This is a genomic window from Pseudonocardia sp. TRM90224 (assembly GCF_021245725.1).
Lineage (GTDB): Bacteria > Actinomycetota > Actinomycetes > Mycobacteriales > Pseudonocardiaceae > Pseudonocardia.
Genome location: NZ_JAJGSX010000042.1, coordinates 41,911 through 65,863, shown reverse-complemented (window position 1 = coordinate 65,863; position 23,953 = coordinate 41,911). Strand labels below are relative to the sequence as shown.

Annotated in this window: 20 protein-coding genes and 1 pseudogene; 14 read left to right on the top strand and 7 right to left on the bottom strand. The window is 71.4% G+C overall.

Translation table 11 applies throughout. The annotated features are described in order from the left end of the window. Positions 1-67: 67 nt before the first annotated feature. The gene (locus tag LL648_RS36160) at positions 68-1,330 is read left to right on the top strand and encodes an HNH endonuclease (RefSeq protein WP_232667343.1); all 1,263 of its coding nucleotides are present in this window, start codon (positions 68-70) and stop codon (positions 1,328-1,330) included. Between the two features lie 11 nt (positions 1,331-1,341). Beyond that, positions 1,342-2,655: an amidase gene (locus LL648_RS36155; protein ID WP_232667342.1), complete on the top strand. Its 1,314-nt coding sequence runs from the start codon at positions 1,342-1,344 to the stop codon at positions 2,653-2,655. Here LL648_RS36155 and LL648_RS36150 read toward each other — a convergent pair. Beyond that, complete coding sequence (locus LL648_RS36150; protein WP_232667341.1) at positions 2,649-3,257, bottom strand: MerR family DNA-binding transcriptional regulator; 609 nt, start codon at positions 3,255-3,257, stop codon at positions 2,649-2,651. The two genes, LL648_RS36155 and LL648_RS36150, sit on opposite strands and share 7 nt — an antisense overlap. 37 nt (positions 3,258-3,294) lie before the next feature. Between LL648_RS36150 and LL648_RS36145 the strand changes: the two are divergent. From LL648_RS36145 to LL648_RS36120, 6 genes and pseudogenes are all read left to right on the top strand, one after another. Next, positions 3,295-4,182 (top strand): annotated as a pseudogene (locus tag LL648_RS36145) (ABC transporter transmembrane domain-containing protein); the annotation flags it as partial. Further along, entirely contained in the window at positions 4,092-5,114 is a 1,023-nt protein-coding gene (locus LL648_RS45555; protein ID WP_308190441.1) for an ABC transporter ATP-binding protein, read from the top strand. The pseudogene LL648_RS36145 and the gene LL648_RS45555, both read left to right, overlap by 91 nt. Then, positions 5,111-6,847 (top strand): ABC transporter ATP-binding protein, encoded by a 1,737-nt coding sequence (locus LL648_RS36135; RefSeq protein ID WP_232667339.1) that lies wholly within the window; start codon positions 5,111-5,113, stop codon positions 6,845-6,847. Before LL648_RS45555 ends, LL648_RS36135 begins: the two co-directional genes overlap by 4 nt. 127 nt (positions 6,848-6,974) lie before the next feature. Next, positions 6,975-7,526, top strand: a complete 552-nt coding sequence (locus tag LL648_RS36130) for a dihydrofolate reductase family protein (RefSeq protein WP_232667338.1) — start codon at positions 6,975-6,977, stop codon at positions 7,524-7,526. 66 nt (positions 7,527-7,592) lie between these two features. Beyond that, positions 7,593-8,228 (top strand): TetR/AcrR family transcriptional regulator, encoded by a 636-nt coding sequence (locus LL648_RS45550; RefSeq protein WP_232667337.1) that lies wholly within the window; start codon positions 7,593-7,595, stop codon positions 8,226-8,228. Positions 8,229-8,318: 90 nt separating this feature from the next. Beyond that, positions 8,319-9,167, top strand: a complete 849-nt coding sequence (locus tag LL648_RS36120) for an oxidoreductase (protein WP_232667336.1) — start codon at positions 8,319-8,321, stop codon at positions 9,165-9,167. Positions 9,168-9,241: 74 nt separating this feature from the next. On the opposite strand, the gene LL648_RS36115 is transcribed toward LL648_RS36120, so the two are convergent. Both LL648_RS36115 and rox read right to left on the bottom strand, forming a co-directional pair. Next, positions 9,242-10,780, bottom strand: coding sequence for a DUF6777 domain-containing protein (locus tag LL648_RS36115; RefSeq protein WP_232667335.1), 1,539 nt, complete (start codon positions 10,778-10,780; stop codon positions 9,242-9,244). Between the two features lie 183 nt (positions 10,781-10,963). Further along, positions 10,964-12,388, bottom strand: coding sequence for a rifampin monooxygenase (rox, locus tag LL648_RS36110; RefSeq protein WP_232667334.1), 1,425 nt, complete (start codon positions 12,386-12,388; stop codon positions 10,964-10,966). Between the two features lie 238 nt (positions 12,389-12,626). Here rox and LL648_RS36105 point away from each other — a divergent pair, with 238 nt between their 5' ends. Next, positions 12,627-13,820, top strand: coding sequence for a cytochrome P450 family protein (locus tag LL648_RS36105; protein WP_232667333.1), 1,194 nt, complete (start codon positions 12,627-12,629; stop codon positions 13,818-13,820). 65 nt (positions 13,821-13,885) lie between these two features. After that, positions 13,886-16,471: an ATP-binding protein gene (locus LL648_RS36100; protein WP_232667332.1), complete on the top strand. Its 2,586-nt coding sequence runs from the start codon at positions 13,886-13,888 to the stop codon at positions 16,469-16,471. Positions 16,472-16,564: 93 nt separating this feature from the next. On the opposite strand, the gene LL648_RS36095 is transcribed toward LL648_RS36100, so the two are convergent. Further along, positions 16,565-17,446, bottom strand: a complete 882-nt coding sequence (locus tag LL648_RS36095; protein ID WP_232667331.1) for a PhzF family phenazine biosynthesis protein — start codon at positions 17,444-17,446, stop codon at positions 16,565-16,567. 76 nt (positions 17,447-17,522) lie between these two features. Here LL648_RS36095 and LL648_RS36090 point away from each other — a divergent pair, with 76 nt between their 5' ends. After that, the gene (locus LL648_RS36090) at positions 17,523-18,404 is read left to right on the top strand and encodes a LysR family transcriptional regulator (RefSeq protein ID WP_232667330.1); all 882 of its coding nucleotides are present in this window, start codon (positions 17,523-17,525) and stop codon (positions 18,402-18,404) included. A gap of 43 nt (positions 18,405-18,447) precedes the next feature. Here the strand turns inward: LL648_RS36090 and LL648_RS36085 are convergent, their stop codons facing one another. From LL648_RS36085 to LL648_RS36075, 3 genes are read right to left on the bottom strand one after another with little or no spacing between them, the layout of a single operon-like run. After that, the gene (locus tag LL648_RS36085; RefSeq protein ID WP_232667329.1) at positions 18,448-19,305 is read right to left on the bottom strand and encodes a dioxygenase family protein; all 858 of its coding nucleotides are present in this window, start codon (positions 19,303-19,305) and stop codon (positions 18,448-18,450) included. Between the two features lie 22 nt (positions 19,306-19,327). Then, positions 19,328-20,887: a 4-hydroxyphenylacetate 3-hydroxylase family protein gene (locus tag LL648_RS36080; RefSeq protein WP_232667328.1), complete on the bottom strand. Its 1,560-nt coding sequence runs from the start codon at positions 20,885-20,887 to the stop codon at positions 19,328-19,330. 35 nt (positions 20,888-20,922) lie between these two features. Further along, positions 20,923-21,486 carry a flavin reductase family protein gene (locus tag LL648_RS36075; RefSeq protein WP_232667327.1) on the bottom strand — a complete coding sequence of 188 codons (564 nt, stop codon included), beginning with the start codon at positions 21,484-21,486 and terminating at the stop codon, positions 20,923-20,925. Positions 21,487-21,641: 155 nt separating this feature from the next. Between LL648_RS36075 and LL648_RS36070 the strand changes: the two genes are divergently transcribed. From LL648_RS36070 to LL648_RS36060, 3 genes are read left to right on the top strand one after another with little or no spacing between them, the layout of a single operon-like run. Beyond that, positions 21,642-22,124: an RrF2 family transcriptional regulator gene (locus LL648_RS36070; RefSeq protein ID WP_255687254.1), complete on the top strand. Its 483-nt coding sequence runs from the start codon at positions 21,642-21,644 to the stop codon at positions 22,122-22,124. Between the two features lie 55 nt (positions 22,125-22,179). Beyond that, a complete protein-coding gene (locus LL648_RS36065; RefSeq protein ID WP_232667325.1) occupies positions 22,180-23,409 on the top strand; it encodes an NAD(P)/FAD-dependent oxidoreductase in 1,230 nt (409 codons plus the stop codon). Positions 23,410-23,437: 28 nt separating this feature from the next. Next, positions 23,438-23,866: a cupin domain-containing protein gene (locus tag LL648_RS36060; protein WP_232667324.1), complete on the top strand. Its 429-nt coding sequence runs from the start codon at positions 23,438-23,440 to the stop codon at positions 23,864-23,866. The last annotated feature ends 87 nt before the right edge of the window (positions 23,867-23,953 follow it).

Below are 23,953 nucleotides of genomic sequence, written 5' to 3'. Positions count from 1 at the left end.
TTTACCCAGGGGTGTGCGGAGCGAAATTGGACTGGCTATGGATCTTCGCCACGTCTAAAATGGAGATATGTCCGAGAACCTGCAGACCGCCCTCGCCGGGGTGGCACAACTGCAGGCGGACACCCTGGTCGGGACATTCGAAGTACGCTGTAGTTCAACTCGAGAGTTAGAGGTTCTGGGGCGGCGGGTGGACTTCGCGAGGATTTGCGCGATCAGTGCTTTTGTTCGTGAGGGTGGCTTTCATGCGCGGGGGTACAAGTCGCCGATCCACGCGATCCGGGACCTGTGGAACCTCGACCACAACGACGCCCAGCGGTACGTCACCGCAGCGGAGCACATCTGCCCCCAGATCACGCTGGACGGTCAGGTGTTGGCCCCGCGGCTGCCCGCCAGTGCAGCCGCGTTCGAGGCCGGGACGATGAGCCTGCGGCACGTCGAGAAGATCGCCCAGGTCCTCGGCTCGAAGGAAGCGGGGCGGTTGACCCCGGCGGACTGTGCGTATGTCGAAGCCCAACTTGCGGGCCAGGCGGCGGTGTTCGATCCGAAAGGTCTCTTCACCCTGGGGATGCGGGTGGTCCGGTCGTTCGACCAGGACGGACCTGAACCCGACGACGGACCAGAGTCCGAGATCAACGAGCTGACCATCACCCGCCACCCAGACCGGCCCGGCGGGACGATCAAGGGCAGGTTCGACAACGCGGTCTTGTTCGCGACCATCGCCACCTTGATCGATGCGAAGTCGAAGCCGACCACCGCGGATGACCAGCGCAGCACCGGGCAACGGCAGGCCGAAGCACTCGCCGACATCTGCGGGTATGTGCTCGACCACGGCGACGTCCCACACGCCGGCGGGCACCGCCCGCACCTCAACGTGCACATCCCGCTCACCGAGCTGGAGAACCGGGTCCGCACCGCGATCCTCGACTTCGGCGGCACTATCACCACCAGGGATCTGCGACTGCTCGCCTGCAACGCCGCCGTCATCCCCATCGTCATGAACGGCGACAGCCAACCACTCGACATCGGCCGCGCAAACCGCGTCATCCCCGACGGAATGCGACGAGCGGTCGCTGCCCGTGACCGCGGATGCGCACGTTGTGGCCGCCCGGCGAGTTGGTGCGATGTCCACCATATTGTCGAATGGCAGAACGGCGGACCAACCGAAGTCAACAACCTGGTGATGTTGTGCAAGATGCACCACCGGGAAATCCATGCCACCGAATGGATCGTGCAAATAGCGGATGGGCTACCGGAGTTCATCCCACCTAGATGGGTCGACCCCGATCAAATACCACGCCATTCCTTCATCAATGCCCCGTTGACGTGCTAAGCATGGTCACCATGGACTCTGTCGCCGGACTGCTCGGGAGCTGGTCGGACCTCGGTGGCGTCGCTGCCATCGCCGCCGGCGTGCGCGCGGGGTCGCTCGACGCCGTCGAGCTGGCCGAACGGGCGCTGCGCCGGGCCGAGGAGGTCGCCGAGCTCGGCGCGGTCGTGCACCTCGACCGGGCCGGTGCGCTCGCGGCCGCCGCTCAGGTCGGTGGCGGCGCGCTCGCGGGCGTTCCCGTGCTCGTCAAGGAGATCATCGCGGTCGAGGGCATGCCGTTCACGTGTGGCTCGCGGGTCTTCGCCGGACGGGTCGCCGATGCGGATGCCGACGTGGTCCGCGCGGCCCGCGCAGCCGGTGCGGTGATCATCGGGCTGAGCCACAGCCACGAGTTCGCCTATGGCTGCACCGGCACGTCGAACGCCGCCGGCCCGTGCCGCAACCCGCACGACCCCTCCCTGATGACCGGCGGGTCGAGCGCGGGCGCCGCAGCCGCGGTCGCCGCGGGCATCGTGCCGCTCGCGATCGGTACCGACACCGCGGGCTCCGTGCGGATCCCGGCCGCGCTGTGCGGCGTCGTCGGGGCGAAACCCGCACGAGGGACGCTCCCCTGCGGCGGTGTCTTCCCGCTCTCGACGAGCCTCGACCATGTCGGTGTGCTGGCCGGCACGGTCGCCGATGCCACACATGCCGTCGCCGCACTCTCGGGCGCCGACCCCGCCGGGCCTGCCGACACCGGCGAGGCGCCCCGCATCGGCGTGCTCGCCGGGCTCGGCGAGCGTGCACCCGAGGTCGACGTCGCCTTCCGTGCCGCCCTCGATGCGCTGGTCGCCGCCGGAGCCGAGGTGGTCGACGTGCCGTTCCCCGAATGGGACGCGTTCACCGGGGTCGTCGGCGACGTCCAAGGCCCTGAGGCGGCGGCCACCCACGCGACGGTGATGGCGCAGCAACCGGACGACTACCAGCCCGACGTCCTGGAGCGGTTGCGCGCTGCCGCCACGATCCCCGGCTGGCGGTACGTACAGGCACTCGCGCGGATGGCCGCGCTGCGCGACGCCGCCGACCACGCCCTCGACGGCGTCGACGCCGTGCTACTGCCGACCGTTCCGGTGCCCGCCCCGCCCCTCGACGCCACCCACGCCGGCTGCGTCCCCGTCCGGGAGGCACTGCTGAGCAACACCCGCCCGGCCAACGTCACCGGGCACCCCGCGATCAGCCTGCCGCTGCCGACCCCTGGCCCGCCGGTCGGGCTGCAGGTGATCGCCCACGACGATCGGCGGGCGTTCCGCACCGCCGGCTGGATCGAGCAGACACTCGGGCGTCAGTGATTCCGCCGGTAGTTCCGCTGGCGGCACGCGCGCGAGCAGAACGTCCGGCGACGCCCGCGCGCGGGCTGGGTGAGCGGGCCGGCGCAGACGGCGCAGCGATGGTCAGGAGTTTCGTCACGTGATGGCGACATTTCGTCACGCCCTCGAGGAGCTGACGCGAGCTGCGCCGCAGCGACGAGACCCGAGGTCGGGACGAGCCGGCGCGGCGTGTGGCTCATCAGTTCCTCGTCGAGGAACGAGCAGCTCTCGACAACATTTTCGTCAGGGCACTGCATCAGGTGCAGCAGGTACTCGCGCGCGTTCCGCAGCTCCGCAATCTTCTCTTCGATCACCGCCGCGTGCCGCTCGACCGTGCTCTGCCAGTCGCGGTTGCGGATCCCCGAGGTCACGACGGACGCCTGCTCCAGCGGCATCGCGCCGGTGACGCAGCATAGGTACGCGAGCCCGATGCGGCGCAGCTCCGTCTCCCCGTACACCCGGCGGCCGTTGACGCGTGGCGGCTCGGGCAGCACACGCTGCTCCTCCCACCACCGCAGCGTCGAGGGCGCGAGGTCGTAGAGGGCGGCGGCCTGACCGATCGAGACGCCAGTCGGGTCGCTCATGCGCCTATTTGACATCAAGTTGCCTTGAAGATCCAGGATGAGGTTAGGCACGCCTTACATCCCTGCATCAGGAGGCAACAGCTCCATGAGCACGACAACCGAGCAGCCGGCCGGGCTCGCGAAGCCCGGAGCGCTGGCGCGACTGCTCGCCCCGATCCGGATCCACCTCGTGGTCTGCGCGGTCCTCTCGACGCTCAGCGCGGCGGCCGGGATCGTCCCGTACATCGCGGTCGCGGAGATCGCCCGGGTCATGCTCGACGCGCCGGCGGGTACGGCCAGCGGTGCCGTGGCGACCGTCTGGACCTGGGTCGGCATCGGCGCCGCCGGCGCCTGCATCTGGTTGCTGCTGCTCGTGCAGTCGTCGCGCATCGGGCACTACGCGGACGCAGCGATCCTGCACGAGCTGCGCGTCCGGATCGTGCGCCACCTCGGTGCGCTACCGCTGGGCTGGTTCCGCACCTCGGGCTCCGGCCGGGTCAAGCGGGCGATGACGGGCGACCTGGAGGAGATGCACGAGGTCATCGCGCACGCGTTGGGGCAGCTCACGGGCGCGGTCACGGTGACGGTCGTCGGGGCCGGCTACCTGTTCCTCGTCGACCCCCGGATGGCGCTGATCGCGCTGGGCGTCCTGGCCCTCATGGGTGTTTTCTACCGCGTCTCGATGCGGTCGATGACGACCCACATGAACCGGCTGGTCGCTGCCGACGCACGGATCAGCGCCGCCAGCATCGAGTACGCCGACGGCATCCAGGTGGTCAAGACGTTCGGCACCGGCGGCCGCGTGCTGCGCCGCTACGACAACGCCGTCGACGAGCACACCCAGGCGTTCGCGGCGTGGGTCGCCGAAGTGCGCTACAGCTCGGCGGTGTCGCGCCTGCTCGGCTCGGAGATGGCCGTGCTCTCCGTCGTGGCGGCAGCCGGGCTGGCGTTCCTCGGCAACGGGGCACTCACCGTTGCGGACCTCGTGGCGTTCCTGGTGGTCGCGGTCGGCTTGCCGAACTCGATCCTGCCGGCCGTCACCGCAGCTCAAGGCGTCCGCAAGGGCCGGATGGGCGCGGCCAACATCGAGCGGCTGCTCGCCCGGGCCCCACTGCCCGAGCCGGAGCGCCCGCAGTCGCCGGTGGGCCACGGCGTCGAGCTCGACCGCGTCACCTTCACCTACGACGGGGTGACCGATGCCGTCGCCGACATCAGCGCCACCTGCCCCCCGGCAGCGTCACCGCGATCGTGGGGCCCTCGGGCGCCGGCAAGTCGACGCTCGCGAGCCTGCTGCCGCGCTTCTACGACGTGTCGGACGGGTCGATCCGGGTCGGCGGCGTCGACGTGCGCTCCATCCCGTCGGCCGAGCTGCTGGGGTTGATGTCGCTGGTGTTCCAGGACGTCGCGCTGCTGCGGGACAGCGTCGCGGAGAACATCCGCATCGGCCGTCCGGATGCCAGCGACGACGACGTGCGCCGGGCGGCGACCGCCGCGCACGTCCACGACGTGATCGAACGCCTGCCCGACGGCTACTCGACGCTGCTCGACGCCGGCGGCGGCAGCCTGTCCGGCGGTGAGCGGCAGCGGTTGACGATCGCGCGGGCGATCCTCTCGAACGCGCCGATCGTCGTGCTCGACGAGGCGACGGCCGCGCTCGACCCCGACAGCGAGGCGGCGGTCCAGGACGCGCTGGCCACGTTGGCCGTCGGCAAGACGGTGATCGTCATCGCGCACCGGCTGCACACGATCGCCGGCGCCGACCAGATCCTCGTGCTCGACGGCGGGCGGCTGGTCGCGCACGGAAGCCACGACGAGCTGCTCGCGGGCAACGGGCTCTACACCCGGATGTGGGCCGCGCAGGAAGGGGTGCCGGCATGATCCGCAGGCTCTACCGGCTGTGGCCGGAACCGAAGTTGCTCGCGCAGTTGTGGCTGCTCACGGCGGCGCAGGCGGTCCTGCAAGGGCTGCTGCTCGGTCTGCTCGTCCCGGTACTGGCCGCCGTCGTGCGTCCGGAGCCGGACCTTGCCGCGGCCACGCCGTGGCTCGTGCTCGGCGCGCTCGGCGCCCTCACCTACGCGGTGCTGAGCATCATCGCCACCCCCATCGGGTTCAAGGCGGCGGGCGCGCTGGCGGCGCAGCTGCGCCGGCAGCTGATGCGCCACGTCAGCACGCTGCCGCTGGGGTGGTTCACCGCCGAGCACAAGGCGCGGCTGGCGCGCGGGGTGACGGCGGACGTCGGCGATGCCGCGCACCTGGCCGTCACGGTCGCCGGACCGGCGATCACCTCGACGCTCCTGCCGGCCACGATCGTCGCCGTCACGTTGGCGGTCGACTGGCGGATGGCGCTGCTGCTGTGCGTGGTGGCGCTGGTCGCCTACTGGACGCTGATGCGGGCGGCGCGGATCGCGGAGCTCGCCGAGATCGAGCTGGAGCGGGCGTCGGCGGAGGTCGCCGGCCGGGCGATCGAGCTCGGCCAGGCCCAGCCGGTGCTGCGCGCCGCGGGCCACGCCGACGGCACGCCGCGGATGCGGGCCGCGCTGGAGGACCACCGCGAGACCTACCGCGACGGCATGCACCGCGCGCGGCGACCGTTCTTCGTCTACAGCGGCGTCGTCGTGTGCGGCTTCGTCGCGGTGCTCGCGCTGGCTGCGTGTCTTCTTCTCAGCGGCAGTGTCGGCGTCGCCGAGGTGGTCGCGCTGCTCGTGCTGGCCGCTCGCTTCCTGGAGCCGCTCGGCAACCTCATCGACCTGATCGGCGCCCTGCGCGCGATGACCAACAAGATCGCGCGCGTCGAGGAGCTGCTGGCCACGCCGGCGCTGCCGGTGCCGGCCTCCCCGGTCCGCCGGATCGACACGGCCGACGTCGAGCTCACCGATGTCTCCTTCACCTACCCCGGCGGCGACGAGCCCGCGCTGCGGGACGTCTCGCTGCGCTGCCGGCCGGGCACCACAACCGCGCTGGTCGGCCCGTCGGGATCGGGGAAGACGACGGTGACCCGGCTCGTCGCGCGGTTCTTCGACGTCGACTCGGGCCGGGTGCGCGTCGGCGGCGTCGACGTCCGCGACCTCGACCCGGCCGTCCTGCTCGACGAGATCGCCATCGTCTTCCAGGACGTCTACCTGTTCGACGACACCATCGAGAACAACCTGCGCCTGGCGCACCCCGACGCTACCTGGGACGAGCTGGAGGAGGCGGCCCGCGCCGCGCGGCTCGACGAGGTGGTCGGGCGCCTGCCGGCCGGCTGGCAGAGCCGCGTCGGCGAGGCCGGCGCCCAGCTCTCAGGGGGTGAACGCCAACGCGTGGCGATCGCCCGGGCGATCCTCAAGCGGTCGCGCATCGTCCTCGTCGACGAGGCCAGCTCCGCGCTCGACCCGGAGAACGAGGCCGCGATCACGCAGGCCATCGCCAACCTCGGCAACGACCCCGACCGCACCGTCATCGTGATCGCCCACCGCCCGGCCACCCTCGCCGCCGCGGACCGTGTGGTCTCCCTCGGCGACGGTCGAGTGGTCGAGACCGGCACGCCGGCGGAACTGCTGCGCACGGGTGGCACCTTCGCCCGCATCAGCCGGCAGTACGAGCGGGCGAGGCTGTGGCGCATCGGGTCGTGAAGGGTGCCGACCACGGACGGCGACCCCGACGATCAGTGCCCGATCCGTGATCGTCACGGATGCCCCGACCACCGAGTCTCATGGATTCTCTGCGCATCAGCAGAACCGCTCACGAAAGGACACCCCGATGCGCAAGATCATCAACTCCACGTACATCACCCTCGACGGCGCGATCGAGAACCCGCAGGACTGGCCGTCGGGCAAGCACGCCGACGACGGCGCCGGCGGGGCGTTGCAGGTCGACCTGCTCCGCTCCTGCGACGCGCTCCTGATGGGCCGCCACACCTACGACGGGTTCGCCCCCGTGTGGCCGACCCGCTCCGGCGACCCCTACAGCGACCAGATCAACAGCATGCAGAAGTACGTCGTCTCGTCCACCCTGCGCGACCCGGAGTGGAACAACACGACCGTGATCGACGCCGACCCGATCGCGGAGATCGCACGGCTCAAGGAGCAGCCGGGCAAGGACATCGTCCAGTACGGGTTCGGCCGGCTGTCCTACGCACTGATGGAGAACGGCCTGCTCGACGAGCTGCGGCTGTGGGTGCACCCGTTCTTCGTCGGCCGCAGCGCCGAGGACCTGATGTTCCGCGAGACCACGCTCTCGACGTTCGACCTGGTCGGGGCGCAGCCCCTCACCAGCGGGATCGTTGTGCTCTCCTACCGGGCGGCGCAGTAGCACCGGCGCCACGGCCCCGTACATTCGTCGCGGATCCCGCCCGGGATCCGCACGGGAGGTGACGAGGTGGCCGGAGCCGGCTGGACCGCGCCGGGTGTGGCCGAGACCGAGGCCGCCCGGCCACAGCGCCCACGCAGCGTGCGCGCCCGGGAGAAGGTGCTCGAGGCCACCGACGCGCTCCTCACCGAGGGCGGGCTGCCCGCGGCGACGATCGACGCGATCAGCGTCCGGTCCGGCGTCAGCAAGGCCACCATCTACAAACACTGGCCCAGCCGCACCGCGGTGGCCGCGGAGGCCTTCGGCCAGCGGATGTCGGCCGCGCTCCCCCTTCCGGACACCGGTTCGGCGCACGGCGACTTCAGCACCCAGGCCCGGCTGGTCAGCGAGTTCTACGGCAGCCCGGCCGGCGCCGTGTTCGCGCAGCTGCTGGCCGCCTCGGTCACCGACCCCGACGCCGCGGTGTTCTTCCGCGCCTTCTTCCTCGCCGGGCGTCGCCGTGCGATCGGCGAGCTCTGGCAGCGGGCGCTCGACCGCGGCGAGGTCGACCCCGACATCGACGTGGAGGTCGCGCAGGACGTCCTGTTCGGGCCGCTGGTCTTCCGGCTGCTCTCCGGGCACGCGCCGCTGACGCCGGAGCTCGCCGACCAGATCGCCGACGCGGCGCTGCACGGGCTCCTCTCCGACACCGCGCGGGACAGGTGACCGACGTCGCACTGGCCGACCTGGCGGCTGTCTCGGGGCGCAACCTAAAGTGAACTAGTCGTTCAGTTCACTTTATGGAGAGTCAGCGCCATGACCAAGACCTTCCTCATCACCGGGGTCAGCACCGGGCTGGGCCGCGCGTTCGCCGAGGGTGCGCTCACGGCCGGGCACACCGTCGTCGGCACCGTCCGCAAGCAGGCCGACGTCGACGCCTTCACCGCGTTGCACCCGGACCGCGCGCACACACGGGTCCTCGACGTCACCGACGATGACGCCGTGGCCGCGACGGTCGCCGAGGTGCAGGGCAGCGTCGGCCCGATCGACGTGCTGATCGCCAATGCCGGCTACGGCCACGAGGGCATCCTCGAGGAGTCGTCGTTGGAGCAGCTTCGACGCCAGTTCGACGTCAACGTGTTCGGCGCGGTCGCCACGATCAAGGCCGTGCTGCCCGGGATGCGGGAACGGCGCAGCGGCCACATCCTGGCGGTGACGTCGATGGGCGGGCTCGTCACCTTCCCAGGGCTGTCGTACTACCACGGCAGCAAGTTCGCGCTCGAAGGCATCCTCGACTCGCTCGCCAAGGAGGTGGCCGGCTTCGGCGTGCACGTCACCGCGATCGAGCCGGGCGGGTTCCGGACCGACTGGGCGGGCCGTTCGATGGTCCGCGCCGAGCGGTCCATTGCCGATTACAACACGCTGTTCGACCCGCTGCGCGCCAATCGGAACGCCGGCAGCGGGCGCCAGCTGGGCGATCCGGCGAAGGCCGCCGACGCCGTCCTCCAGGTGATCGACGCGCCGAACCCGCCCGTGCACCTGCTGCTCGGCTCCGACGCGCTGCGGCTCGTGGCCGGCGGCCGCGCGGCGGTCGACAAGGACTTCGCCGAGTGGGACGAGCTCTCGCGATCGACCGATTTCCCCGACGGCTACCAGATCCGCTGAGAACGGCCGAACCCGTCAGGCCCGAGTTGCGGGCCTGACGGGTTCGCGGCTCAGATCGCCTCTCTCAGATCCACTCAGATCACAGCGAGTGCGGCGACCGTCGGTGCCGGCACGCACTTGCCCTTCTGGAGGACGAAGCCCTTCTCGCACGGGTTCACCACGGTGCCCTCGGGCGCGGGCTTGACCACCGGCTCCTGCTTCTTCACTTCAGGAACCGGCTTCACCTCGGGGACCGGCTTCTTCTCCGGCTCCGGCTTCACCTCCGGGACCGGCTTCTTCTCCGGCTCCGGCTTCACCTCCGGGACCGGCTTCTTCTCCGGCTCCGGCTTCACCTCAGGGACCGGCTTCACCTCGGGCTCGGGCTTGCCCTCCGCCCCGGGCTGCTTCTCCGGAACCGGCGCCGGGATCACCTCGGGCTTCTTGTCCGGGGCGGGGACCACCTCGGGTACCGGGACGACCTCGGGCTTCTTGTCCGGCGCCGGGATCACCTCGGGCACCGGGACGGGCACCGGGATCACGTCGGGCTCGGGCTTGCCCTCCGCACCGGGCTTGTGCTCCTGCACGGGCGGGACCTCGGGAATCGGCTTCCCGTCCGGCACCGGCAGCTCCGGCTTCTGGCCCGGGCCCGGCTGCTGGTTCTCGTCCGGCTTCTTGTTCGGGTCCTTGTTCGGGTCCTGGTTGTGGTCCCCGTCCTGGCCCTTGTTCTTGTCCTTGTCCCGGTCCTTGTTCTGGTCGCCGTTCTGGTCGCCGTTGTGGTCCTTGTTCTGGTCCTTGTTCTGGTCGCCGTTCTGGTCACCGTTGTGGTCGCGATCGCCTTCGCGACCCCAGTCCCGGTTCTTGTCGCCGTTGTGGTTGTCCTGGTCCTGGTGGTCCGAGTCGGCGTCCGACTCGGTGTCGCTCTCGGGCTCGTCGACCTCGACGCCCTTGAACTCCTGCCACGGATCCCCGACGTACTCCGGCGGCGCCGCGATCTGCCGCTTGGGCGTCAGCGGGTTGCCGCACGCGCAGCGCACGCGGGTGATGCCCTTGGCGTCGACGAGGACAGCCGTACCGCTCTGCAGGACGGCCTGCACGGAGTGCACCTCACCGGCACGGAACTGGTAGTTCGTGATCCGGAGGTCGTCGGTCAGCGTGACCGGGTTCAGCTCGGCGATGTAGGCCGGGATCTGGTCGACGGCGACCTGGTTGCCACCGCTCCACTCCAGCTCCGGGTCCTCGTTCAACGCGGTGACCCAGGCCTCGGCCTCCACCGGGTGGGTCGACAGGTACTCCGACAGCAGCGCGGGATCACAGCTGCCCAGCTTGCCGGTGCCCGGGTCGACGGCCGGCACGTCGGCAGCCGGCACGTCGGCGGCGGGCACGTCCGCAGCGGGCACGTCGGCAGCGGGGTCCGTTGCTGCGTCCTGCTGCGGATCGTCGACGTCGGCCTGTTTCGGGACGAACGGGCTCTCGCCGACGCTGTCCGCCTGCTCCAAATAGACCCTCGGTGCCGCCGTATCGATGCTCGCCCCCGCCGGCTTGAGCGAGAACACCACGAGCAGGCCCGAGACGATCATCGCTACCACGGCGAGGGTCGCAGCGGCGTACCCAAATGTGGTCAAACGGGTATCCATGGCGCTCCTCGTCCCCCTGTGCAGCCAAAGCCACCCGTGACCCGAGCCCCCTCAGGTCAGCAGGTACACGGTGTTATCGCGCCGGCCTCCTGCCCCGTTAACATATGGCCCGCGGAATGCCAAAGGCAGAGTGCTGCCTTTACCACCATTCGGCCGCGAGGTTGCGGCATTCGGCCCAGTATTTCAGGCGGCCGCACCGAACCATCTGGGCATGACGTCGAGCAGCCCCTCCTGGTCGGCACCGGCCCAGGCCACGTGCCCGTCCGGCCGCAGCAGCACCGCGGGCACGTCGAGCTCCTCACCGACGTCGACGACGTGATCCACCCGGTCCGCCCATCCCGTCACGGAGAGCCGCCCGGTCTGGTCGAGCAGTAGCCCGCGTCCCGCGTGCATCAGTTCGTAGAGGCGACCGTTCTTCAGCGCCACGTCGCGCATCCGCCGTCCGAGCAGCTCATGTCCCTCGCCGAAGTCGTAGCGGACGCCGAGCCCGATGATCTTCTCGATCAGGTACCTGCGCACCACCTCGAAGTCCATCAGCTCCGACACCAGCGAGCGCACCGACCGCGCTCCCGGCTCGGTGGACATCAGCACACCTTGCGCGCGGGTGTTCTCCAGCACGTCAGCCGCCACCGGGTGGCGTTCGGTGTGGTAGCTGTCCAGCAGCCCGTCCGGCGCCCACCCCGCGACCGCGGCGGCCAGCTTCCACCCCAGGTTGAACGCGTCCTGCAGACCCAGGTTGAGGCCCTGCCCGCCGAGCGGCGGGTGGATGTGCGCGGCGTCCCCGGCCAGCAGCACCCGCCCGGTCCGGTAGCGCTCGACCAGCCGGGTGCCGTCGCCGAAACGGGAGAGCCAGCGCGCTGAGTGCACCCCGAAATCGGTGCCGGCGAAGGCGCGCAGCTGCTGCTTGAACTCGTCGAGGCTCGGCGGCACCGTACGGTCCTCGGCCACCCCGTCGGCCGGCACACCGATGCGGAACCCGCCGGTCGCGACCGGCATCGCACCGAAGAACAGCTCGGTCTTGCGGATCTCGGCCACCGCGGCCATCAGCTCCTCCGCCGGGACGCCGATCTGCATCTCCCCCAGCAGCGTCTCCGATCTGGCCGGCTCCCCGGGGAAGCCGACGCCGAGCAGCTTGCGCACCACGCTGCGGCCGCCGTCGCAGCCGACGAGGAACCGGGAGCGAAGCTGCGTGCCGTCGGCCAGCTCGACGGTCACGCCGTCGTCGTCCTGACCCAGCCCCACCAGCTCGCACCCGCGCCGGACCTCGGCGCCGACCTCGTCGGCCCACTCACCCAGCAGGCGTGCGGTGACCGGCTGGTGGATGGCGAGCACGTAAGGGTGCGTCGTGTCCAGCCGCTCGGGCGCCGGCTTGGCGATGCCGGCGAAGTAGCCGCCCAGCGGGTAGGTCTGCCCGAGCGCGAGGAACCGCTCCAGCAGGCCGCGCTGCTCCAGCACCTCGACACTGCGTGCGTGCAGGCCGAGCGCGCGGACGATCTCCGTCGGCTCGGCGTCCTTCTCCAGCACGAGCACGCGCACGCCGTGCAGGCGCAGTTCACCGGCCACCATCAGGCCGGTCGGTCCACCGCCGGCAACGATCACGTCGAACATGTGCCGCCCATTCAGTCGAGTGCGTTTCCGCAGGTACTGGCGTTGCGCCGGTGAGTGTGCGGCACAGCCCGGGGCTTGTGGCAAGCCCCCCGGTGCGCTATACGTTGGTAATGGGGAGAAGTGCGTAGCCCTTCTTTCCCGCCTTCCTAGGTAGTCGGCGCGGCCGAATTAGGTAGCCACGGCCGATGTCTCATGAGGTTCCTTCCGGCTCCAATCGGGGCAGAGGGAAGGGACAACCATGACGAGCACGACGCACGCCGATCCGTTCACCGCCACCGACGCCGGCGCCCGGCGGGCCGCCTACGGCGTCCACGCCGCGTCGGGGCCGGTCAGCCGCATCCGGATGCCGGACGGCAGCACCGCGTGGCTGGTGACCGGGTACGAGGAGGCCCGCCAGGTCTTGGCCGATCCGCGGCTGGTCAAGGCGGGCGGCCCGCAGGCCGGCCCGTACGGCGAGCTGATGCCGCCGGGGTACAACACCGCGAAGAACACCCACCTGCTCAACCTGGACCCGCCCGACCACACCCGGCTGCGCAAGCTGGTCTCGGCGTCGTTCACCCGGCGTCGCATCGAGGCGCTCGGCCCGCGCATCCAGCAGATAACCGACGAGCTGCTCGACGGCTTCGCCGGACCCGGCCCCATCGACCTCATGCAGCGGTTCGCGATCCCGCTGCCGATCGCGGTGATCAGCGAGATGCTCGGGATACCGGTCGACGGCCGGGCCGCGTTCCACGCCTGGACGACCACGATCATGGCCGGAACCACCGGCCGGCCCGACGAGGTCGTCGCGGCGTCCGTCAACATGATCGACTACGTCCGCGGGTTGGTCGCCGGCAAGCGCCGCGCACCGACCGACGACCTGCTCTCCGCGCTCGTCCACACCCGCGACGGCAGCGACCGGCTCTCCGAGGACGAGCTGACGTCCATGGTCTTCCTGCTCCTCATCGCCGGCCACGAGACCACCGTCAACCTCATCGGCAACGGGACGCTCGCGCTGCTGACCCATCCTGAGCAGCTTGCGGCGCTTCGGTCCCGCCCCGAGCTGCTGCCGGCCGCGATCGAGGAGCTGCTGCGCTTCGACGGTCCGCTGCAGGTCGCCACCCCACGCTGCGTCGCAGAGCCGATGATGCTCGGCGGCTGCGAGCTCGCACCGGGCGACATCGTCGTGCCGGCGCTGCAGCCGGCGAACCTCGCCCAGCCCGGCGGCACCGAGCTCGACCTCACCCGGGAGTCCCGGCCGCACCTCGCCTTCGGGCAAGGCCTGCACTTCTGCCTCGGCGCGCCGCTGGCCAGGCTCGAGGGCCGGATCGCGCTCGGCACGCTGCTCGCCCGCTTCCCCGACCTGCGGCTCGCCGTGCCACCCTCAGCGCTCACGTGGAAGCGCGCGGTGCTCCTGCACGGTCTCCACGCGCTGCCGGTGCTCACCGGCTGAGTCGGCGGCTGGGCCCGTGAGCGTCGCCTTCCGGTCGAGGATGGGCGAATGCCACGATGTGCGGCATGGCCACAGGCCTCTTGGAGCGCGACGAGAACCTCGAGGTGGTGCGGTCGGCCGTCGACGCCGCCCGGTCGGGCGCCGGGCGGGTGGTGCTGGTGACCGGCGAGGCCGGGATCGGCAAGTCGAGCCTGGTCCGGGCCCTGCGTGCCGGGCTCGAACCGGGGTTGCGGGTGCTCGCGGGCGGCTGCGACGACCTGCTGGCCCCGCGCGCGCTCGGGCCGCTGTGGGACGCGGTTCGCGGTACCGACGGCCCGTTGGAGCGCGCGCTGGCGGAGCGGTCCGACGGGGTCTTTGCCGCGGTCGTCACCGAGCTGTCGCGGCGCGCCACACTGCTGGTGGTCGAGGACGTGCACTGGGCGGACGACGCGACGCTCGACGTGCTGCGCTATCTCGCCCGCCGGATCGACACGTTGCCCGCGGTGCTGCTGCTGACCTTGCGGGACGACGCGGTGGGGGCCGATCACCCGGTGCGGCAGCTGCTGGGCTCGCTGGCCGGGACGCCGACCACGCGGCTCCCGCTGGCGCCGCTGTCGAGCGGAGCGGTTTCCGAGCTCGCCACGTCGGCGGGCCGCGACGGATCCGCGCTGCACGCCCTCACCGGCGGCAACCCCTTCTACTTGACGGAGACGCTGGCGGCGCCACCCGACGAGCTGCCTGCCAGCGTCGCCGAGGCCGTCGTGTCGCGCGTGCGGCGGCTCAGCCCGGAGTGCGTCGCCGCGCTCGAGCGGTTGTCGGTCGTGCCGGGCACAGTCGATTTGTCGCTGGCCGAGACGTTGCTCGGGGAGGGGCTCGTCCGCCTGGTCGAGGCGGAGGAGCGCGGGATCATCGAGGTGCGCATCGACGGCATCGCGTTCCGGCACGAGCTGGCCCGCCGGGCCATCGAAGCGGGCATGCCCAGGCTGCGGGCCCGCACGATGCACCGGGCCGTGGTGGCGGCCCTCTCGGCGAGCGAGCACCCCGACCTGGAACGCCTGGTGCACCACTCGGTCGCCGCCGACGACGCCGCGACCGTCGTGCAATGCGCGCCGGCCGCGGGCCGCGCGGCGGCGCGGGCGGGCTCGCACCGGCAGGCACTCGCGCACTTCACCGTGGCGGTGCCGCACCTCGATCGGCTGCCCGCCCGTGAACAGTCCCGGCTGCTCGACGACTACGCGTGGGAGCTGTACATCGCCTACCGGTTCGCCGAGGCGGTCGAGGTCGGCCGCGAGGTCGTCGCCCACAACGAGCGGCTCGACGACGTGGTCGCGATGGGCGAGACGACCGCGCGGCTGTCGCGCTACCTGCTGATGACCGGCCGGCTCGGCGATGCACAGCGGTTGAGCGAGCGCGCGGTCGACCTGCTGACCTCGACCGACGCGCGCCCGTCGCTCGCGTGGGCGGCCACCGAACGCGGCGCGATCCTGGCCATCACCGGCGAGATGGAGGCCGCGGTGCCGGAGCTGCGGCACGCGGGTGAGCTGGCGGCCGGCATCGACCGTCCCGACCTCGAGTCGCTGTGCATGACCTACCTCGGCATGGCCCGCGCAGGCTCGGGCGACCCGGTCGGCGGCCACGACGAGATGTGCGCCGGGCTGGCCCTCGCCGTCGCGACGGGCTCCCACGAGGCCGCGGCCCGCGCGTACATCAACATCGGCGAGGTCCGCTACGCCATGGGCGACTGGGCGGGGCTGGCCGAGAACTGCGACGCCGGCCTGGCGCACGTCACCCGGTACGGGCTGTGGCACCACTCGGTGTTCCTGGAGCTGCAACGCTGCCTGATCATGCTCCGCCACGGCGAGTGGGACGGCGTGGAGAGCGTGCTCGAAACACTGCTCGAACGCGAGGCCGGGAGCAGCGTGTTCGAGTCGGCCGTGCACGCCACGCTCGGCATGCTCTACACCCGGCGCGGCAACCCGGCGGCCGGCGAGGCCGTGTCGCGGGCCTGGCGGGTGGCACAGGAGCTGCGCCAACCGCTCGGCATCACGCGGGCCGGGCGCGCGCTCGTCGAATGGGCGTGGCTGACCGGGAACACGGACGCCGCCGCGGAAGTGGCGCGGGTGCTGCTGCCGCGGCTGCAGCCGGCCATCTGGTCGTACCTGCGCGGCCAGCTGTTGCGCTACCTCGCCAGGGCGGGCCTGCCGGCCGAGCCGTTCGACGGCTGCCACGAGGGGTACGCGGCCGGACTGCGCGGCGACTGGGCCGGCGCCGCGGCGATCTGGGAGCGTGAGGGCGACCCGTACGAGCAGGCGTTGGAGCTGGCCGACTCGAACGAAGTCGCCCCGACGCTCCGTGGGCTGGCGATGCTCGACGACCTCGGCGCGAGCGCCAACGCCGAGCTGGTCCGCCGCCGCCTGCGCGCGCTCGGGGTCACCCGGCCGCCACGGCAACGGCGCGAAACCGTCCGCCGCAACCCCGGCGGGTTGACCGACCGCCAGCTCGACGTGCTCGAACGGTTGGAGGCCGGGGACACGAACGTCGAGATCGCCGCGCGGCTCGTGCTGTCGGTGCGAACCGTCGACCACCACGTCTCCGCGATCCTGACCCGGCTCGGTGCCGCGACGCGACGGGAAGCCGTCGCCATCGCCAGGACGTGGAAACCGGCGCCCTAGCGCAACACGCGAGTGCAGGAAAGCCACTTTCCGGCCCTCACGGGGCAGGAAAGTGGCTTTCCTGCCCTCCCCCGGAGCTGGTCACCGCCCGGGTCAGTGGGTGCGGGCCGCGGCGCCGGTCACCTCCACCCGGTCCCCCGTCGCGGGCACGTCGACGACCAGCCGGCTCGGCCGGCCCATGTCGGCACCCTGGCGGATCTCGATCCTGGCCGGCAGCGCGACGAGCCCGAGAGTGCGCAGGTAGCCGCCGAGCGCGGCCGCCGACGCTCCGGTGGCCGGGTCCTCGACGACCCCACCGGGCGGGAACGGGTTGCGGGACTCGAAGCGGGTGCCGAAGGGTGCGGTCGGGTCGGCCCAGACGACCTGCACGGTGGTCCACCCGTGCTCGGCCATCAGCGCGGCGAGCGCCGGGTAGTCGTAGTCGAGCGCCGCGAGCCGCGTCCGCTCGCGCAGCGCGAGCACGAGGTGGTCGTTGCCGGCGTTCGCGACGTGGACGGGGAAGCGGGCGTCGAGATCCGCCGGGTCGAGGCGGAGCGCCGCCAGCGCGGCGGTGAGCACAGCGGGCCCGGCCGCGCGGGTGTGCGTCGGCGGGCTGGTGAGCGTCGCCGTGAGTCCGCTGCCGTCGGTGGTCACCCGCACCGGAACCGAACCCGCGGCGGTGTCGAAGACGATCTCCCCCGGTCCGTCGCGGTCAGCGAGCGCGACCGCCGTCGCGATGGTCGCGTGGCCGCAGAACGCGACCTCGGCCTGTGGGCTGAAGTACCGCAGCCCGTAGTGCCGCGGCCCGTCGTGTCCCAGCCCGTCGTGTCCCAGCCCGTCGCCGGGCCGCACGAACGCCGTCTCCGAGTAGCCGACGTCGGCCGCGAGGCCCAGCATCGTCGCCTCCGGGAGCCCCGTCGCGTCGAGCACCACGCCGGCCATGTTGCCGCCCTTGCTGTCTTCGGTGAACGCCGCGTAGTGCAGAACTGTCGTCATGTGTCCCATACTGTGCGCGCTGTGCCATCACGTCCAACGATGATTCGTCATCGCCCTCATCGTGAAATGGAATGCCGTGGACACCGACCAGCTCCGGACGTTCGTCGCCGTCGTGCGCCGCGGCGGCTTCACCGCTGCCGCCCGCGAGCTCGGCTACGTCCAGTCGACCGTCACCGGGCACGTCCAGTCGCTCGAACGCAGGCTGGGCGTCCGGCTGCTGGACCGGCTGCCCGGCGGCGCCGAGCCGACCGACGCGGGCCGCCGGCTCCTCCCGCTCGCCGACCAGCTCCTCGACGTGCAGGCGCGGATGCTCACCGAGGTGCCGGCCCTCGAGCGGCCCACCGGGACCGTGCGACTGATCGCACCGGAGTCGCTCTGCGCCTACCGGCTCCCGGCAGCGGTGGCCGCGGTGCGCGCGGCCGAGCCCGCGGTCCGGGTCGCGCTCGTCCCGGCCGCCACGCCCGCCGCGCTCACCGACGTCCGCGGTGGGGCGTGCGACATCGCGCTGCTGCTCGAACCGGAGCTGCGTGCATGCGATGTCGTGATCGAGCCGATCGGCGCCGAGGAGGTGCGGGTGTTCGCGGCCCCTGGCCACCTGCCGCCGACGAGGGCCTGGGCCGACCTCGCGGCACACGACGCCGTCCTGCTCGAAGAGGGCTGCCGTTACGCCGACGACACCGTGCGCGCGCTGGAGGCCGCCGGACAACCGGCCGAGCGGCGGACCCGGTTCGGGAGCATCGAGGCCGTCAAGCACTGCGTGGCCGCCGGGCTCGGATGGACGGTGCTGCCGGTCGCCGCTACGACCCACGAGCTCGCGCGCGCCGACCTCGTCATGATCGACCGCCCCCGCCCCGCCCTGCACCACGTCTACGCGGTCACGAACCCGGCCCGCACCCCCACCGCCGCCGCCGTGGTCCTCCTCTCGCACGTGCGCGAGCTCTTCACCCCGCGGCCCTGACGGGATGCGTGCGTTCCGCACGCGTGACCCGGCGCCCCTGCGGTCAGCCGCCTTCCAGCACGAAGTCGTACTCGACACGCAGCCGGCCGTCGGGGCCCGGCTCCGGGGCGAGGACGAGCTCGTCCTTGACGGCGCGGGCGACGTCGTCGTCGATGTAGTCGCCGCCGTCGAAGTAGAGCTGTGTCGTGATCCGGCGGTGGCCGTCGGCCCGGACCATGAGGTGCAGGTGCGCCGGGCGCCACAGGTGCCATCCGGCGGCCTCGACGAAGTGGCCGGTGGGGCCGTCCATCGGCAGCTGGTAGGGCGCCGGCTTGATCGTCGTGATCTCGAAGCGGCCCTGCTCGTCGGTGGTGATCGTGCCCCTGAACAGCCCGTCCGGCAGGTGCGGCGCGAAGCCGGAGTAGAAGCCGTCGGCCGCGTTGTGCCAGATGTCGAGCTCGGCGTGCGGCACCGGCGTGCCGGTGAGGTCGCGGACCTGCCCGCTGAACACCAGCGGGTCGCCCGGCTCGTCGTCGCGCATCGGCAGCGTCGCGACCGACGGGAAGCGCCGCTGGGCCGGGAGGTAGTAGGGCCCCTCGATCGAGCCCACCGTCCCTTGCTGCGAGTCGGCGGCGACCTGCTCGACGACGTGCTCGACGAAGACGTCGAGGAACAGCGGCCACTCGCCGCTCTCCCCGACGGCCATGATCCAGCGCTTGGCCGCCTGGAACTCCGGGTAGGTGAGCCGGTGGTCGCGGATGACGCCGTGCACGGCGTCGAGCATCGCGCGGGCGACCGTGCTCAGCCGCTCCGCCGACGCCACGGCCTGGCCGTGCCGCACCGCGCTGGCTCTGGCGGCGTCCGAGGCGTTTGCGCCGGCGCCGGCGGCGGTGGGGCTCACATCTGGTGTGGTGGTGGTCATCTGTCCTCCTCGTGGGTGCGCGTCAGCGGTTCTTCAGGAACGAGACGTCGTCGTTGCCGATCAGGTCGGGCACCGTCCAGCCGTCGAGGTCGTACTCGGCGAGGCACTGCTCGGCGAGGCCCTTCATCGCGGCCGTGGTGCCCTGCGCCTCCGCGGCGAAGAGCAGCTCCGCCTTCACGTTCTCGTGGTTGCCGGAGTAGTTGCGCTCGTAGAGCTCGTGCCGCCCGCCGAACTCGGAGCCGACCGCGTCCCACAACGCCTTCATGACCTTGACGCGGTCGACGGCCTCGTAGCCGTTCGAGCCCCGGACGTACTTGTCCAGGTACGGGCGCACCTCCGGGGTCTTGAAGTCGATCGAGTGCGAGTTGAGGTAGATCAGCCCCGACGCGACGTCCGACTCGATGATCTCCTTGATCCGCGGGTAGGCCTGGATCATCAGCATCCGGTAGGTCAAGCCGTAGTCGAGCTTGGGCAGCAGCGCCCCGTTGGTCCACTCGTCGGGGTTGCGGGCCATGGCGTCGGCGAGCGCGTAGAACGTGTTGCGCCAGCCCATGACCTCGCCGACGCGGGTCTGCACGCCGCGGAAGTCCTTGCTGCCGGTGATCTCCAGCGCTTTGAGCAGCAGCCCGGCGATGAAATCGATCTTCGTGGCGAGCCTGATGCACCCGTGGAAGGTGAAGCGCGGGATGAAGCCGGAGACCGGGAAGAAGCCGTTGATCTTCTCGATGTCGCCGTAGAGGAACACGTTCTCCCACGGCACGAGCACCTTGTCGAAGACGAAGATCGTGTCGTTCTCGTCCATCCGCGACGAGAGCGGGTAGTCGAACGGGCTGCCCATCACCGCAGCCTGCTGCGAGTAGGACGTGCGGCAGATCAGCTTGATGCCCGGCGAGTCCATCGGCACCGTGCAGATCAGCGCGAACTCCTTCTTCTTGATCGGGAGCCCGTAGTGCGCGATGAAGTTGTAGTTGGTGATCGCCGAGCCGGTGGCCACGACCTTCGCGCCGGAGACGATCAGCCCGGCATCGGTCTCCTTCTCGACCTTCATGAACACGTCGCCGACCTCGTCCGGTGGCAGGTTGCGGTCGACCGGCGGGTTGATGATCGCGTGGTTCCAGTACAGGACCTTCTCCTGCGACTCCCGGTACCAGCGGCGCGCGTTCTCCTGGAACGGCGCGTAGAACTCGCTGTTTGCCCCGAGCGTCCCGAGGAAGCTGGCCTTGTAGTCGGGTGAGCGACCCATCCAGCCGTACGTCATCCGCGCCCAGGTCTGGATCGCGTTGCGGTCGGCGAGCATGTCGTCGACCGTGTGCGGGCTGCGGAAGAACGGGTGCGTGATCCCGCCGCTCCCGGTGTCGGTCGGCACGGTCATGCCGACGGCCGGGTCGTGCAGCGCGTCGTACAGCCGTGCGGTCATCCGGACGGAGTTGCGGAAGGCCGGGTGCGTGGTCACGTCCGCGACGCGCTCGCCGTACACCCAGACCTCGCGGCCGTCCTGGATCGAGGACATGTACTCGGCCCCGGTCATCGGGGCGGTCGCAGTGGGCGCGACCTGCTCTTCGCGGTTCGCTTGGATGGTCATCTGCTCTGCTTTCTGCGCGGTCTGGCGAGTGCGGGTCAGGCGGCGTGCGGCCGCAACGGCGTGAATGAGCTGCGTGCGTCGAACCAGCCGGCGTCGGGGCAGTCCAGGGAGCCACCCCAGTGCGTGCCGGTCTCGACGGCGCCGATCTCGCGGAACGCGCCGCAGTAGAAGAGGAGCGGCTCGTCGTCGGTGACGTCGACGTGCTCGACCTCCCCGACGACGATCAGGTGGTCGCCGCCGTCGTAGGTTCGCCACGGGCGGCAGAAGTAGGCGGCGGCGGAGCCGACCAGATACGGCGTCGACCCGCGCTCCGCCCACTCCGGCCCGGGTTCGGTCGGCCGTCCGGCGAAGTGCCATGCGGTGTCGACCTGGCCGACGCCGAGGACGTTGACCGCGAACGGCGCGCCCTCCAGGTAGGAGCAGGCCTTCGACTTGCGGGTCAGCGTGACCTGGCACAGCGCCGGCTCCAGCGAGACGGCGGTGAACGCGTTCACCGTCGCCCCGTGCGCCATCTCGTGCTGGTTCCTGCAGGTCACGACGGTGACACCGGTCGCGAAGCGACCGAAGGCCACACGCAGTTCCCGCGACTGGGGGGCCATTCCCGCACCTCCTTGTGCAGTCGTGCACGCTCTGCGTGCAGATTGAACGCTGTGCGTTCACGACACTGAGAGTGCCCCAGTCGTCGGGACCCCGTCAACCCCCTGCAGTGAATCCTTGACATCCAATATCCAGGTTGTAGCGTATCGCCGTGCGCATGAACCAAGGCGTGGAATGGACGCTCCACGTCCTGCTCACGCTCGCCTGGATCGACGACGACGAACCGGTCAGGGTCAACCAGCTCGCGACCGGGCACGACCTCCCACCCGCCTATCTGAACAAGCAGCTGCAGGCGCTGGTACGGGCCGAGATCCTCGAATCGCTACCCGGCGCACGCGGCGGGTTCCGGCTGGCCAGGCCGGCCTCGACGATCACGTTGATGGACGTGGTGACGGCCATCGAAGGCGCGCAGGAGGCGTTCCGCTGCACCGAGATCCGGCAACGCGGAACGGGCGCCGACCTACCCAGCCACGTCTTCGACGCGCCGTGCGCGATCAGTGCGTCGATGCGCCGGGCCGAGCTGGCCTGGCGGCGCGAGCTGGCCGGCCAGACCATCGCCGACCTGCGCGACGAGGTCGAGAGCCACGCCCCGGCCGTCCGGAGGGTGACCAGGCGCGCCTACGGCCGACCGGTCGACTGACCTTCCACTGACCCGATGAGGCGCCACCCGGCGCCGTCGAGGATGGAGAATCTGGATGTCTGATGTCCTGATTATCGGCGGCGGTTTCGCCGGCGTGTGGACCGCGGCGAGCGCCGTGCGGACGCAACGGGAAGCAGGAGCGGCCGACAGCGCCCTCCGGGTGACGCTCGTCGACGCCGGTGACGACCTGGTGATCCGGCCGCGCCTGTACGAAGCTGGTCCGGAAGCGATGCGGGTCGCGCTCGACCGGGTGCTCGGGCCGATCGGCGTCCGCCGGGTCGCGGCAACCGTGACCGCCATCGACACCGACGCCCGCCGGGTCAGCGCCATCGCCCGCGACGGCGCCGAGCTGCACCTGCCCTACGACCGGCTCGTCCTCGCCGCCGGCAGTCGGGTGCTGACCCCACCGATCGAGGGGGCGCAGCACCTCTTCGACGTCGACACGATGCCCGCGGCCGCCGCGCTCGAATCGCACCTCGGCCGGCTCGCCGATCTCCCCGCGGGCGCCGAGCGGTTCACCGCGGTGGTGGTCGGCGGCGGCTTCACCGGCATCGAGCTGGCCACCGAGCTGCCCGATCGACTCCGCAAGGCCGCGGGCGGGGACCTGCAGGACGACGTACGGGTGGTGCTCGTCGAGCGCGCCGGCAGCGTCGGGCCCGAGCTCGGCCCGGGGCCGCGTCCGGAGATCCTCGCGGCGCTGGAGCACGCCGGGGTCGAGGTCCGCCTCAACGTCGAGCTGCGGTCCGTCGACCAGGAGCGGGCGGTGCTCTCCGACGGCACCGTGATCCCGTCGCGGACCGTGGTCTGGACGGCCGGCATGCGCGCGAGCGCGCTCACCCGCCAGATCTCCGGCTCGCACGACGAGCTGGGCCGGCTCGCCGTCGACCAGCACATGCGGGTGACCGGGGTCGACGGCGTCTACGCGGCGGGCGACACCGCCGCCGCGGTCGCCGAGGGCGGCCACGTCGTGATGCAGAGCTGCCAGCACGCCGTGCCGCAGGGCAAGCTCGCCGGCACCAACGTGGCGGCCGACCTGCTGGGACTCCCGCTGGTCCCGTTCGCCCCGAACCCCTACGTGACCTGCCTCGACCTCGGGTCGTACGGCGCCGTCCTCACGCTGGGCTGGGACCGGGCGGTCGCGCAGACCGGGGCCGCGGCGAAGCAGCTCAAGCAGTCGATCAACACGGAGTGGATCTATCCGCCGGTCGACGACGCGGCGGCGATCCTGACGCTCGCCGATCACCGCACGACCTGGCCCACCGACGCCGTCGCATCCGGCTCCTGACACCCGAACACGAAGGCAGGTTCACGCAATGAGCACCCAAGAGATCGAGCTGAACGGCACGAAGGTCGCGGTCATCGACCAGCACCCGATGACGGAGCTCCCGGCCGAGGGACACCTGATGACGGTGGTCGTCTCGATCCCGCCGAACGACCCGGGAACCCCGGCCCACCGCCACTCCGGCCCGGTGTACGGGTACATGCTGGAAGGCGAGATGATCTTCGAGCTGGAGGGCGACGCGCCGGTCCTCATGCGCCCCGGCGACGCGATCTGGGAGCCGGGCGGCGACCGGATCCACTACCAGGCCGCGAACCCCGGCGACACCTGGGCACGGTTCGTGGTGGTCATGGCCTGCAAGGCGGGCGAGGAGATGCTGACGTTCGTCGAGCCCGCGGAGCTGGAGGCACGCAAGCACCTCCGCCACCCCGGGCCGCTCGTCGACCCGCGGGCGGAGGTGTAGCGCCGGCGACCACACCGCGACGGGATCGCGGCGAGGTGTGCCAGGAAAGCCACTTTCCTGTCCTGTGGTGCCAGGAAAGCCACTTTC

Bases quoted from the DNA above. Each gene is read 5' to 3' on its own strand.
- LL648_RS36160 (WP_232667343.1), top strand. From the start codon at position 68: ATGTCCGAGAACCTGCAGACCGCCCTCGCCGGGGTGGCACAACTGCAG.
- LL648_RS36155 (WP_232667342.1), top strand. From the start codon at position 1,342: ATGGACTCTGTCGCCGGACTGCTCGGGAGCTGGTCGGACCTCGGTGGC.
- LL648_RS36150 (WP_232667341.1), bottom strand. From the start codon at position 3,257: ATGAGCGACCCGACTGGCGTCTCGATCGGTCAGGCCGCCGCCCTCTAC.
- LL648_RS36135 (WP_232667339.1), top strand. From the start codon at position 5,111: ATGATCCGCAGGCTCTACCGGCTGTGGCCGGAACCGAAGTTGCTCGCG.
- LL648_RS36130 (WP_232667338.1), top strand. From the start codon at position 6,975: ATGCGCAAGATCATCAACTCCACGTACATCACCCTCGACGGCGCGATC.
- LL648_RS36120 (WP_232667336.1), top strand. From the start codon at position 8,319: ATGACCAAGACCTTCCTCATCACCGGGGTCAGCACCGGGCTGGGCCGC.
- LL648_RS36115 (WP_232667335.1), bottom strand. From the start codon at position 10,780: ATGGATACCCGTTTGACCACATTTGGGTACGCCGCTGCGACCCTCGCC.
- rox (WP_232667334.1), bottom strand. From the start codon at position 12,388: ATGTTCGACGTGATCGTTGCCGGCGGTGGACCGACCGGCCTGATGGTG.
- LL648_RS36105 (WP_232667333.1), top strand. From the start codon at position 12,627: ATGACGAGCACGACGCACGCCGATCCGTTCACCGCCACCGACGCCGGC.
- LL648_RS36100 (WP_232667332.1), top strand. From the start codon at position 13,886: ATGGCCACAGGCCTCTTGGAGCGCGACGAGAACCTCGAGGTGGTGCGG.
- LL648_RS36095 (WP_232667331.1), bottom strand. From the start codon at position 17,446: ATGACGACAGTTCTGCACTACGCGGCGTTCACCGAAGACAGCAAGGGC.
- LL648_RS36085 (WP_232667329.1), bottom strand. From the start codon at position 19,305: ATGACCACCACCACACCAGATGTGAGCCCCACCGCCGCCGGCGCCGGC.
- LL648_RS36080 (WP_232667328.1), bottom strand. From the start codon at position 20,887: ATGACCATCCAAGCGAACCGCGAAGAGCAGGTCGCGCCCACTGCGACC.
- LL648_RS36075 (WP_232667327.1), bottom strand. From the start codon at position 21,486: ATGGCCCCCCAGTCGCGGGAACTGCGTGTGGCCTTCGGTCGCTTCGCG.
- LL648_RS36070 (WP_255687254.1), top strand. From the start codon at position 21,642: ATGAACCAAGGCGTGGAATGGACGCTCCACGTCCTGCTCACGCTCGCC.
- LL648_RS36065 (WP_232667325.1), top strand. From the start codon at position 22,180: ATGTCTGATGTCCTGATTATCGGCGGCGGTTTCGCCGGCGTGTGGACC.
- LL648_RS36060 (WP_232667324.1), top strand. From the start codon at position 23,438: ATGAGCACCCAAGAGATCGAGCTGAACGGCACGAAGGTCGCGGTCATC.